Annotated in this window: 9 protein-coding genes and 2 pseudogenes; 8 read left to right on the top strand and 3 right to left on the bottom strand. The window is 59.0% G+C overall.

Features of this window, described 5'->3' with window-relative positions:
• Window positions 1-244: 244 nt before the first annotated feature.
• A pseudogene (locus tag B0G81_RS45075) lies at window positions 245-356 on the bottom strand (carbonic anhydrase); the annotation flags it as partial.
• 861 nt (window positions 357-1,217) lie between these two features.
• Between B0G81_RS45075 and B0G81_RS39485 the strand changes: the two are divergent.
• Window positions 1,218-1,799, top strand: a pseudogene (locus B0G81_RS39485) (reverse transcriptase N-terminal domain-containing protein); the annotation flags it as partial.
• A 180-nt stretch (window positions 1,800-1,979) separates the two neighbouring features.
• Here the strand turns inward: B0G81_RS39485 and B0G81_RS39480 are convergent.
• Window positions 1,980-2,228: a hypothetical protein gene (locus B0G81_RS39480; protein WP_208328632.1), complete on the bottom strand. Its 249-nt coding sequence runs from the start codon at window positions 2,226-2,228 to the stop codon at window positions 1,980-1,982.
• A gap of 700 nt (window positions 2,229-2,928) precedes the next feature.
• On the opposite strand from B0G81_RS39480, the gene B0G81_RS39475 reads away from it, so the two are divergent.
• From B0G81_RS39475 to B0G81_RS39445, 7 genes are all read left to right on the top strand, one after another.
• Window positions 2,929-3,933 carry a hypothetical protein gene (locus tag B0G81_RS39475; RefSeq protein ID WP_134143650.1) on the top strand — a complete coding sequence of 335 codons (1,005 nt, stop codon included), beginning with the start codon at window positions 2,929-2,931 and terminating at the stop codon, window positions 3,931-3,933.
• A gap of 335 nt (window positions 3,934-4,268) precedes the next feature.
• Entirely contained in the window at window positions 4,269-5,591 is a 1,323-nt protein-coding gene (locus B0G81_RS39470) for an IS5 family transposase (RefSeq protein WP_134143857.1), read from the top strand.
• Between the two features lie 192 nt (window positions 5,592-5,783).
• Window positions 5,784-6,595, top strand: a protein-coding gene (locus tag B0G81_RS39465) for an IS5 family transposase (RefSeq protein WP_134143646.1) whose coding sequence is annotated in 2 segments (ribosomal slippage) — window positions 5,784-6,123 and window positions 6,123-6,595 — 813 coding nt in all. Because the reading frame shifts where the segments join, the coding sequence is not laid out codon by codon here.
• A 133-nt stretch (window positions 6,596-6,728) separates the two neighbouring features.
• Entirely contained in the window at window positions 6,729-7,604 is an 876-nt protein-coding gene (locus B0G81_RS39460) for a site-specific integrase (RefSeq protein ID WP_134143599.1), read from the top strand.
• A gap of 20 nt (window positions 7,605-7,624) precedes the next feature.
• Complete coding sequence (locus B0G81_RS39455; protein ID WP_134143601.1) at window positions 7,625-8,794, top strand: IS91 family transposase; 1,170 nt, start codon at window positions 7,625-7,627, stop codon at window positions 8,792-8,794.
• A 711-nt stretch (window positions 8,795-9,505) separates the two neighbouring features.
• Complete coding sequence (locus tag B0G81_RS39450) at window positions 9,506-9,940, top strand: hypothetical protein (protein WP_134143642.1); 435 nt, start codon at window positions 9,506-9,508, stop codon at window positions 9,938-9,940.
• Window positions 9,937-10,305 carry a hypothetical protein gene (locus B0G81_RS39445; RefSeq protein WP_134143639.1) on the top strand — a complete coding sequence of 123 codons (369 nt, stop codon included), beginning with the start codon at window positions 9,937-9,939 and terminating at the stop codon, window positions 10,303-10,305. Before B0G81_RS39450 ends, B0G81_RS39445 begins: the two co-directional genes overlap by 4 nt.
• 549 nt (window positions 10,306-10,854) lie before the next feature.
• Here B0G81_RS39445 and B0G81_RS39440 read toward each other — a convergent pair.
• On the bottom strand, window positions 10,855-11,850 hold the full coding sequence (locus tag B0G81_RS39440; protein ID WP_134143874.1) for an AraC family transcriptional regulator: 996 nt from the start codon (window positions 11,848-11,850) through the stop codon (window positions 10,855-10,857).
• Window positions 11,851-11,939: the final 89 nt, after the last annotated feature.

Below are 11,939 nucleotides of genomic sequence, written 5' to 3'. Positions count from 1 at the left end.
TAGCGCTGATTTTAGGTCCAATGCGGGAGATAAACGCAGGCCCAGCCGCCATCTCTCTCGACGACCGACCGTCGTTGACAATCTGCTTAAGATAGGACGGGTAAGATGCCCGCTCCTTTTGCAGACATCCGCTCGTGTCCCGAGTTAGAAATTCGTAGACAAAATCGTTCGGCACGGGCAGGACCTGGTCGGACGACTTGGTCCAGATGCAAGGCCTCGATTTGCGTCGTCGACCTGATCGCGAGACAACGTTCGCCACGTTCCTGTTCACAAATAGGGTCGCCCGGACGCAAACCGACAAGTTCATTGGCTGTAACCCTGCTATCAGCGCACCCTATCTGGGCAGATTCGGGCGCGCTGATACTTCTCCTTCATCCTGTCGCGAAGCTGATGCGTCGTATATGCAGAAGCAGATTAAAGAAAGCCGAGCCACGCGACTGCGAGCGAAGCTACTTGGGAAGTCGTTTTAACTACGTTCAATCTCGATTGCGAGCGAGAGTTACGCAGCGCTCTTTGACCGCGTTCGACGTCGAGCGTTTTCTGGAAAGCATTGCATCGGAAGCCGTTGGGCAAGTGACGTCTATGAAGATAAGTTTTCTTATGTGCGACGTGAGGTCGCTTCGTTCGTTGTTTTACCGTCGATGTCTGGCGGGAGGAAACCGGGCGTTCCGTCGCCCGTAGTCTATTGGTGCATGCGGGGCTGGTAACGGCGCCGTGTGAAGCCACCGAGACAATGTAGCCCGGCGCAAGCTAAGCCGTGGTCGTGAGACGACGGTGCCCCTGCGAGTGGCAATGCGGAGGGGGCGCTAGACTGGATGGCATGGCTAAAGTATTTGAACTGCTGATAAACATCGTTAACTTAGACGGGCCAAAGACACTGATAGGCCCCGCCCAAAACGGGAACGTAGCAGGTCTGCCCTTTATAAGGTGGGACAGCGCGGACATGGTGCTACCGGTGGAGAAGCAGAGCCTAAACCATTCCTGCGAACGATGCGGAACACGGAAACCCCGTATCTCTGCCCAGTCGGGCAAGCCGACCGTGAGGAAAGCTGTTGGAGGTGCGGGAACAGGAGTGCGGAGAAAGCGAACGCCGTCCTGTAATCGGATGGATAGGGATTGCGCCGCAAGGCAACATCATCCTACGCGAAAGCGGGCAGACTTCCGCATGGTCTTTCGTCACGAAAGAGTCTGACGAACTTTCAAAGGAGGAGAAGCAAATGACAGTGCAGCAAGCCGGCACCGGTGCGTCCTCCGATCGCGCAATGCATTGGAACGATGTCGATTGGGCCCGATGCTATCGTGAGATTCGAAGGCTGCCGGCTCGCATCGTGAAGGCGACACAGGACGGCAAGTACGGCAAGGTGAAGCTTTGCAGTGGTTGCTGACCCACTCGTTCAGCGGCAAGGCACTCGCCCTCAGACGGGTGACTGAGAATCAGGGTAGACGGACTCCCGGCGTGGACGGCCTCACATGGTCTACGCCGAGGTCCCGCCTCCAGGCAGTGAAGTCTCTAAAGCGGCGGGGCTACCGCCCTCTGCCGCTGAGACGAATATATATCCCGAAAGCCGACGGGAAACGGCTGAGACCTCTTGGAATTCCCTGCTTGGTCGACAGAGCGCAACAGGCGCTTCATCTGCTTGCACTCGAACCTGTTGCAGAAACCATGGCGGATCCGAACTCTTATGGGTTCAGAGCCGCCCGCTCCACGGTCGACGCGATAGAACAGTGCTTTATCCCACTGGCCAGCAGCAATCGCGCTGCAGTGGATTCTGGAGGCCGACATCCGGAGCTGCTTGGATCGCTCATAGCAATGCCCCTTGGTTCATGAAGTGTGTTCGAAGAAGTCCGGTTGATCGTTGACGACCTTGATGCGCAAGCCTTTGCATCGTCCGCGACGGACGAGTACAGCGTCGAGCTCGCCACGCTTTACACGCTGCAACACTGACCGCAATTGCCCGACCCGCCCGATACCGGAGACGTTAAAACACGTCGAGACTTGACGAACCGCAAGGTCTGCGATCCGACTCGCAGATTGCAGCGTAGCGTGACCGGTCGGCATCGCCGCCCGCGTAGGTAAGCGGTAGCGACGAACCTCCGTGCGGAGAATCTTTCGTCTCCAGGGCGTTCGCGTTGGTCTCGCTGCGTTCTGCGAGGACGCAACCGGCAGCCAGTGCCTGCGCGATAACGAATGCTGCGGTCAAATACGCCGCCTCGGCGGTGCGGTCCACCCTGCCGGTTCCTGCTTAGGTGCAGGCGGGTATCAGAGGCGGAGCAGACGCTCGGTAACGCCGCTCAAGGACAATTGATCGGCCATTGCCGACGCTCAGCTACCGCCCCTCATCGGGCGGCTGCACGCTGCTAACCGGCCGTTCGCCGAAGCCGGATCCGGAGCGGCGACTCTCGCATCCGCGAACGCGTGCTGTCGACCCACTGCCGACGGTCGCGTTGGGCCCTTTCCAAAGGCAGCTAACGGATCGGGCCGGTCATCCAAGCCGGGTTCTGGGGAACAGCAGATCGGCCATCACCGCTGCCGACGACGAGCGTCTCCCCCTACACGACGAAGTTTGACATCGCCGCCCCGCGATGACCTGCACAGCCGTAAACCTTGGGCAAGGCTGAACCCCTATTCAGAAACCATTTTTTCGCCGCATATCGTGTCAACTGCGAACATATCGGTCGGGGACGCCATTACGACGTGTGTCACGGATGCGCATGCAGCGGCGGCTCCCCCAAGCGGTTTACGCCTTCTCTTTCTGTGTTTCAGTGCCTAAGCTCCACTAGCAAAAAGAAACAAACGTGAAGCACACGCCTCACGAGCATTTCTCATCGGCAACGTAGTCGATTAGACTTGAAAGATTCGCTTGTTCGAAACGTCGGCGCGCTGCTTATCGCCATTTCTTCCGGCCGAAGATCGGAAAGGAGATTGAAATGATCGTGAGAATAGTGTTCTCCTTCGTCCTTCTCCTCTGCCCGGTTGTTCATCTCGAAGCGGAAGTCGCCGCACCACCACCCGTGGCATCGACAACAGTTGCAGGCGCCAACGTCTCGCAGGCAATGCCTACCGCGATTCTCAAAGCTGACGAAAATTCTTCGTACTTAGCGTTTGCTAAGGAAGTGGACGACACTGCGAAGATCGCCATTTTGTCAGCGCAGAATAATCTAGACGTCGCGAAGTGGATCGTTATCGTCTTTGCAGCACTCGCCACCGTAGCGGGGGCCGCGGGATATAAATCTGTCAGTGAACAGGCGAAGCATATGGACGAGATGTTTAAGCAGCGACTCGACTTGATGGTGGAAAAATATGATACTGAGATAAAAAAGACAATAGATGACGCTAAAGAAAAGATGAACGAGGCGACCAAGAAAATCAACAATGCGACGTTAGTGGCATTTTTTATTAATGCAGCCAGATCCCGATCAAATCAAATTGACCAACTGAAACGAAAGATAAAGGCTGGAAGCGCTACGCCCGGCGAACAGCTTGAGTTCGCGGCGTTACTGAAATTCACAAAGAAATCGCTCCAAAGTGCCCTAACGTATATCGATGATGCAGATGACGACATGATTGGAATTATGTCATTGGCTTACACTGGAAAATTTCGACCAGGTCTACCGAGCAAATCCCTTCTCAAAGCAAACGTGTATACGACGCTGGGATGGGTGGCTAAGCGGCAGGATAACTTCACGGAGGCGATCGATTACGCGAAGAAAGTCGAAGAAATCGATTCCGAGCACGAGCGCGCCACACTTAATATTGCATGCTATTACACACTTTTGGGTGAGTATGAGAAGGGATTTGAATATCTCGAGAAGGCTGTCTCGAAAGATCCTTCTAGGCGAGATTTGGCCAGAGAGGATTCCGACTTAGAAGCACTGGTGGCGTCTGACAAGGAGCGATTTGATCGTTTGGTCGGAAGCGGTATCGCAGCTTAGATCGTTAATTTTTCTATGAGTAGAGCCAATTGTCGAAATTGTCGAACCAATGCGTAATGGCGTTAGCTGAGAAATCGTATGGCTCGCGTCGCCAGCGCTCATGACTGAAGCCACTCCGAAGTTGGAACAGCTGAACGGGAGGAAAAACGGGGGCGGCTTCGCCATCGTTGACGGTCCCGATCGATGACAGGACTGTTGTTTAACGCCTAAAAAGTCGAACCTGAACAATCCGGTGAGCCTTATGCGGCATGGCTTTGGAGCCGAAATGGTGTTGTGGGAATTGCAGAGACCTGGCATATTGGTGCGTGAATCCTGCAAATCCTGGCGAGGTGCAGATGGGTCCGAAGACGCCTGTGCCGGAACAAGACTTCTTCCGGCAACCGCTGCGAGAACAGATCAACCTTAAGCATCCGCTGGTGCGCCTGACTGATCTGATCAACTGGGAGCGGCTGGACGCATCGATGAGCGAGAGCTTCGTGTCGCACAAGGGGCGACCGGCAACGTCGCCGCGCCTGGTTGCCGGGCTGCTGTATCTGCAGCACGCGTTCGACCTGTCCGACGAAGAGGTGATCTGGCAATGGGTGGAGAACCCTTATTGGCAGGTGTTCACTGGCGAAACCTATTTGCAGACCGAGCCGCCGATCGACCCATCGAGCCTGACTCGCTGGAGGAAGCGCCTGGGCGAAGCCGGCGTTGAGGAGTTGCTGGCCGAGACGATCGAAGCGGCCAGGCGTGCCGGCGTGATCAAGGCGTCGAGCGTGAAGCGCGTGATCGTTGACACCACAGTTATGGAGAAAGCGATTGCCCATCCAACCGACTCACGATTGCTTGAGCGGTGTCGCGAACATCTGGTCAAAGCCGCAGCGCGGCACGGACTGAAGCTCAGGCAGAACTACAACCGGGAAGCACCACGGCTTGCATTGCAGATTGGCCGCTACGCTCATGCGAAACAGTTCAAGAGGATGAGAAAGTCGTTGCGCACGCTGCGCTCCCGGGTCGGGCGGGTCATGCGCGACGTAGAGCGGCAGGCCGGCCAGGTGGCCGAAGGCGGCCGAGCGGCACTGCTGGAGCTGATTGCGCGCACGAAACGCATCCTGTCGCAAAAGCCGAAGGACAAGAACAAGCTCTATGCGTTGCACGCGCCGGAAGTCGAGTGTCTGGCCAAGGGCAAGGCACGCACTCCTTACGAGTTCGGCGTGAAAGTTTCCATCACGACGACACACAAGGAAGGGCTGGTGATCGGCATGCGCTCGATGCCGGGCAATCCGTACGACGGGCACACACTGGCTGAAGCGCTGGAACAGGCAGCAATCCTGAGTGACACGAAGCCCGAGGTGGCAATCGTGGATCGCGGCTACAAGGGTGTCGCCGTCGACGGCGTGAAAATCTACCACCCGGGTTTGCGACGCGGCATCACACGCACACTACGCGCGATGATCAGGCGGCGCAGCGCAATCGAACCAGCCATCGGCCACATGAAGGCAGACGGAAAACTTGATCGGAACTGGCTCAAAGGCGCGCTCGGCGATGCGATGCACGCGGTGCTGTGCGGCGCCGGCCACAACCTGCGGATGATCCTGAGGAAGCTGCGGCTTCTTTGCGTCTTCGTTCTCGCCGTTCTGATCAACCGCCAGGTTGCCGCCGACGTGATGGTCTGACGCCGGTGGCGCGAGAAACGAATTGTTCAGGGCCGACTAAAAAGCGTCGTCCGAACGACTCTGTCCGCTGACGTCACCCGAAGGCTGGAAGTGGCCGGAGGACTAAGAAACTGTTGCGAAATTAAGTTTTAGGCCTGTTAACTTTTCTGACTTGGTGTTAACTTTCTGTCTTGTTTTGCCTGACAGGAAGCAATGCCTAAAGAACTCATAGACGACGAACTGTGGTCACTCATCGAACCACTTCTGCCTGCGCGAGCACCTCGCAATCGGCAATATGCGGGGCGCAAGCCAACACCCGACCGTGCTGTACTGACGGGCATCGTGTTCGTACTGCGCTCAGGCATCGCGTGGAATCTCCTGCCGCAGGAGATGGGATGCGGCTCAGGCACAGCCTGCTGGCGACGGCTTGTCGCATGGCAGGAAGCAGGTGTCTGGCAACGCATCCACGAAACGCTGCTGGCCGAACTACGCCGTCGCGGCGAAATCGATTTGTCGCGAGCGCTCGTGGACAGTTCATCGATTCGCGCCATGCTGGCGGGAAAAAAACCGGCCCGAATCCCACGGACCGGCGCAAGCTCGGCAGCAAACACCACCTCATCGTCGACGCGCAAGGCATCCCGCTCGCGGTCATCCTGAGCGCAGCGAATCGACATGACATCACCCAACTCGATGCACTCGTCGAGGCAATTCCATATATCAGAGGCAAGCGCGGGCGCCCCCTGCATAAACCACAAATCGTTCAGGGTGACCGGGGCTACAGTTCCGAACCCCATCGGCAACGTTTGAGAGCGCGCGGCATCACGCCGTTGCTCGCAAAAATTGGCTCGGTCCATGGAAGTGGTCTCGGCAAAACGCGCTGGCCCGTCGAGCGTTCGATTGCATGGCTTCACTCGTTTCGACGCCTGAAGATTCGCTACGAACGTTATGCCCACATCCATGAAGCCTTCCTGTCTCTGGCTTGTGCCTTAATTTGCTGGACACGTCTCAAGCCACTGTTTAGCTAATTTCGCAACAACTTCTAAACCGCTCGCGCGGTAGGGGCTACGGTCTGACGCTGGAGGTGAGGGAGAGGCCGGTCACGCGGCTTTATGTTGGCGAATGAGGCAATCCGCCTCGTTCTTCAGCAGGAGCCGAATCATGACCTCCTTACCAGCAAACGTCAGCCCATTGCGCCAGCGCATGATCGACGACATGCGCATGCGCCAGCTTGCCCCCAAGACGCAAGACATCTATCTGCACATCGTGCGTGAGTTCACCCGGTTTCTCGGGCGCTCACCTGACACGGCCACCGTCGAGGACCTGCGGCGCTACCAGCTCTATCTGGTCGACCACGGCACATCGGCCGTGTCGCTGAATCACTCGATCACCGGACTGAAGTTCTTCTTTACGGTGACGCTCGACCGGCCCGAGCTGATGGTCAGGATGCGACCCGTGCGCGTGCCCCGCGTATTGCCCGTCGTGCTCAGTCCCGACGAAGTGCGGCGGCTTATCGAGGCCGCCGGCAACCTGAAGCACCAGAGCGCGCTGTCGGTCGCGTACGGCGCGGGGCTACGCGCCAGCGAAGTGGTCGCGCTGAAGGTCGCCGACGTCGACAGCGAACGCATGACACTGCGTATCGAGCAGGGCAAGGGCCGTCGTGACCGCTACGCCATGCTCTCGCCGGTGCTGCTCGAGCGTCTGCGTGTGTGGTGGCGCGTGGCCCGTGCGCAGGGCAAGATGCCCGATGGTGGGTGGCTGTTTCCCGGGCTCGATCCGCTCGACCAGTTAAGCACGCGACAGTTGAACCGTGCCATTCATGCCGCCGCCGAGGCTGCGAACATCGACAAGCGCGTATCCATGCATACCTTGAGGCACAGTTTTGCGACACACCTGCTCGAACAGAAGGTGGACATCCGCGTGATCCAGGTGCTGCTCGGCCACGCGAAGCTCGAGAACACCGCGCTCTACGTCCAGGTGGCCACCGACCTGCTGCACGAGGTCACGAGTCCGCTGGACCGCCTGCCTGCCGGGTAAGCTGCGCGCTGTAGCGCCTCATGCTGGAGGTTGCGGATATCTTCCGCAGCCACGGGCCAGCGTGGCGAGCCACGACACATCTGAGCCTGGGGCAGCTGAAGGTCATGTCGGCCATCGAACGGTGCCGCACGGCGGCACTGGGCGGACATGTGCTGCGCTGTTCAGGCTGCGCAAGCACAGAGGTGTCCTTCAACTCGTGCCGGGACCGCCATTGCCCAAAGTGCCAGGCCAGCGCCGCACATCGCTGGCTGGAGGCACGCCAGGTCGATCTGCTGCCCGTCGAATACTTCCACGTCGTCTTCACGCTGCCCGCGTCCATCAGTGCGATCGCCTGGTACAACAAACGGATCATCTACGGCCTGCTGTTCGACATCGCCGCTGACACGCTGCGCACGATCGCCGGGGATCCCGGGCATCTCGGCGCCCAGATCGGCGCCACGCTCGTACTGCACACCTGGGGCTCGGCGCTCACGCATCACCCGCATGTGCACGGCATCGTCCCCGGTGGCGGGCTGTCGCCTGACGGTGAGCGCTGGATCGCCTGCCGGCCGGGATTCTTCCTGCCGGTGCGCGTCCTGTCACGCCTGTTCCGCCGGCGCTTCCTCGAAGCACTCGAAGCGGCCCACCGGCATGGCCAGCTGCAGTTCTTCGGCGAGTACACCGGGCTCGCTGACCGCGCCACCTTTGCCCGGTGGCTTGCGCCGCTACGTAGCTGCGAATGGGTGGTCTACGCCAAGCGCCCGTTCGCCGGACCGAAGGCGGTGCTCGAGTACCTCTCACGCTACACGCACCGCGTCGCCATCTCCAACCAGCGCCTGATCGCCTTCGATGAGCGCGGGGTGACGTTCCGCTGGAAGGACTACCGGGCGAAGGGACGCACCCGCTACAAGACCATGACGCTGGAGGCCGGCGAATTCATGCGCCGCTTTCTGCTCCATGTGCTGCCCGGTGGTTTCCATCGGATCCGTCACTACGGGCTGCTCGCCAACCCGGTGCGTCGCGCCAGTCTCGCGAAGGTGCGCGATCTGCTCCACGTCGCACCCCGGATCAGCCCGTCACCGGACGACGTGGTCATCGAAACCCGCCCCGTCTTCATCTGCCGGCACTGCGGTGCACCGATGATCGTCATCGACATCCTCGCGCGCAGCGCCCCGATCCGCGCACCGCCGGTGTGCCGGGGTCAGACATGAGCACAACGGTGCCCCGATATCTGAACCGACCGTCGGCTTTGCGGCAACGCGGCCCACGAGCGGACGTTTGCGCCTGGCGCTTCACAAAGCGCCTTCCGCGTCTGCTTCACCATCATGATTGCACGACAACACCGCTTCGCTACACTGTCAGCGGCCGGCCAGCCAGCATCCTACCTGGTCGCGCTGCCCCCGACATCGCTGAGCATCCTCACTTATCAATCCCCATAGCGGCGAGTACCGACCCTATCGGACCACTCCGCGGTTTCCTCCATCGGGTTTATTCGACGCCTGCCGGCACGCGCGGAGGCATTCACATTCCTGCGGCCGATGGCAGGCATCGAATAAACCTTAACGGGCCGCGTCAGTCCGCTCTTCGAACTTATCGCTGGAAAGCGGTCAGTGGAATTCCGCTGCTTGAAGCGGCCAGTCGGCAGGGCGTACTCCCGACCCACACGGGACATTTGGGTGATACATCACCCGATGGGCAGCTTCCAAGGTACAGCAGTCGTTCACTCCTACCAGTCGCTCGGCCGCGTACCAACATCGGTGGAATCAGCCACTGGGCCTAAAAAGCCGCAGTTGAAGCTGACGAAGCGGTCGGATAAGCAACCCGGGATATGGCGTGGCGCGAAATTGGTATAGTGACGAACCGCTCAGCGGCCGAATCAGACCTCGATGATCCCAGCACATTCTTTCGCACGGACAAGAACGATGGACGACCTTAAAGAGCTGGACGCAAGTACCGACGAAAAAGGAGCGGTGCCTGTCCCGGCTCAGCAGACGAAAAGTGCTTATCAGACTCCGCTATCCTCTCTCACTCGGGCGCTCAAGGACGATGACCTCGCGTCACCCGGCGTGCAGAAAATGCTTGTCGGCGAGGTGGACAAGCTCGAAAGGGAGAAGCTCGAACTAGCTGCATTTCGCGACAGTTTTCACGGCGTGAACCTGAACCTCGCGATTGCGAACGAAAAGCTCAAAACGAGGGTCGCCGCAGACACCATTTTTGGTGGGATGTTGACTTTGGGTGCACTGATCGCGGGGTACGCGTCGTCGGTCTGGGACAAACAGCCTACTGGCTGGCTTTGCTTGATCGCGGGTGGCGCAGCGATAGCCTTGGGCATAACAGCAAAAATGGTCATGAAATGAAAGCACAGATCAAATCATTTGCTGATCCTGGCGTCCTTCCGAAAGAACGCGTTGTCATTAGTGTGACCGCTGACCACGACATCGGGAAATACCTCCTGCTTTGCTCCGGCAAGAGTAAAGACGGAGGACCAATGGCAGGCAAGAAAGACGCCTTTTGGTTTCCCGACAAGCCGATCAAAGTGGGGGATCGGGTCGTCCTATATACAAAAAAAGGCGTACGGAGTGAGAAAAAATTAGACGATGGAACAACAGTTCACTTCTTTTATTGGGGCCTTGATGCTCCCCTCTGGAACGATGACAAAAACATTGCCGTATTAGTGCAGTCTGCCGAGTGGGTCTCTGCGCTTCCGGAAACAGGATCGTGACAAACGATGTCGGACCGCGAAGGTCCGTTTGCTGAGCGCTGCCGACGTTCGAACGTCCATGTGAAAGGATGAGCCGATGGCTGCAGTTGGCCGGGTTGAAGCAGTGCCACCGGTAATTCGCTCGCCGGAGACCGGCCATTGAGGAAGGGCGAACGAGCCCTTGGTTATTCAGATTGGATGGCGACCTCGACCGGCGGCTTGTGGCCGGCAGTACGCGTTCACACAAGTCGCCGGAAAGCCGCCGTTGAGAATTCCAACGTCGGCTCTCTAAAACGCTCATCGAACAGGTCCTATCGGCCAGTAGCGGCCGCTCGCCTGAGCCATGCAGCGGTCATTCGAACGGCTGGTCCACGTCGAAACCGGCCCGATGCGCGGCGCGTGCTTCGGCCATTGCCGTCACCGGACTGATCGTCGGGCATGGCCCGCTTTGGGTCCCTCAGCTGACGATGATGGGCCGGTCTAGGCGAACGACAGTGTTCGTCACGGATTACACCCGTCGCGGCCACTTGGCATACCGGTTGGTGCCCGAGGCACGCCGTCGACTACCGGTCATTTCTCCAACTGCTTATTCCGCCATGAGCGAGGAGATGTGCCAAACCTCGCCGTGAACCATTGTGTGAAGGTTGACTGTCTAGGATAGCCGAGCAGCATTGCCACCTGCCCGATCGGGTAACGTCGATTGGTCAGATAGCGTGCTGCGAGTTCCCGGCGAACTTCCTCGACGAGATCTGAGAAGCTGGTACCTGCCATTCCGAGTTGGCGCTGCATCGTGCGTACGCTCAGGTGAAGGTGGCGTGCAACCTGGTCCACGGCAGCCTGCTCGATGGGCAGCAGCAGGTAGATGGTCTTGCGCACGTCCGACACGATCGAGTTCGGCTCCGCCAGATTCAGAGGGTTAGCCAGGCTTTCCGCATATCTCACGAGTTCCGGATCGGCATTCGGATTCGGGCGGTCGAGATCCTCGGCGGCGCAGACAATGCCATTGAAGTCGCTGTTGAACGTGACGGGGCATCCAAAGAAACGCCGGTGAAAATTCACGCTGGCAGGCGCGGAATGGGCGAAGTGGACGCCACGCGGCTGCCAGTGCTCTCCCAGCAGGGCCACACAGCTGCGGGCCAGCACACCAAGGGCGAGTTCGATCGCCTGACGTGTCGGGATCGCTTGTTCGACGACGATCTCCTCACGGATCACGACCGTACTTCCGCCCGTTTCCACGTGAATAGCCAGCGCCTCGTTGAGCAGGTGGCGATACTGAACCGCTGCCAGCAGGACCTCACGCAGCGTGCGCTTGTGCGAGAGCATGAGTTCGAGCATGCCGAAATCGAATGGCTGCCGGGTATCGGCCATCTCCAGCCCGAACGTCAGGCACTTCGCATTCGACGCGGCACTTTCCAGCAACTGGCAAACGGACGAGATGGGAATCCGATGATCGGGATTGTGCAGGACAGCGACATCGAGTCCAACCTGCCGCAGCAGTTCATGTGGTGCCAACCCGTGCCGCCGGGCGACCTGCAAGTAGCCGCTCAACGCCCTGGCACGGACCATCGGCTCAGCCACTTTCGGTTCTCCTCGGCGCGTCAATCGTGCACTTCCTGGCACGTTGAGCGAGTGGTTGGTACTTCCACCTAGTGGCA

The sequence above is a fragment of the Paraburkholderia sp. BL6665CI2N2 genome, from assembly GCF_004366535.1.
GTDB lineage: Bacteria > Pseudomonadota > Gammaproteobacteria > Burkholderiales > Burkholderiaceae > Paraburkholderia.
Note: the sequence above shows the minus strand (reverse complement) of the source record. Positions and strands in the feature narration are given on the sequence as shown.

What these genes read in the sequence shown, in the direction of transcription:
- B0G81_RS39475 (WP_134143650.1), top strand. Translation starts at nt 2,929, where the DNA reads ATGATCGTGAGAATAGTGTTCTCCTTCGTCCTTCTCCTCTGCCCGGTT.
- B0G81_RS39470 (WP_134143857.1), top strand. Translation starts at nt 4,269, where the DNA reads ATGGGTCCGAAGACGCCTGTGCCGGAACAAGACTTCTTCCGGCAACCG.
- B0G81_RS39455 (WP_134143601.1), top strand. Translation starts at nt 7,625, where the DNA reads ATGCTGGAGGTTGCGGATATCTTCCGCAGCCACGGGCCAGCGTGGCGA.
- B0G81_RS39460 (WP_134143599.1), top strand. Translation starts at nt 6,729, where the DNA reads ATGACCTCCTTACCAGCAAACGTCAGCCCATTGCGCCAGCGCATGATC.
- B0G81_RS39450 (WP_134143642.1), top strand. Translation starts at nt 9,506, where the DNA reads ATGGACGACCTTAAAGAGCTGGACGCAAGTACCGACGAAAAAGGAGCG.
- B0G81_RS39445 (WP_134143639.1), top strand. Translation starts at nt 9,937, where the DNA reads ATGAAAGCACAGATCAAATCATTTGCTGATCCTGGCGTCCTTCCGAAA.
- B0G81_RS39440 (WP_134143874.1), bottom strand. Translation starts at nt 11,850, where the DNA reads ATGGTCCGTGCCAGGGCGTTGAGCGGCTACTTGCAGGTCGCCCGGCGG.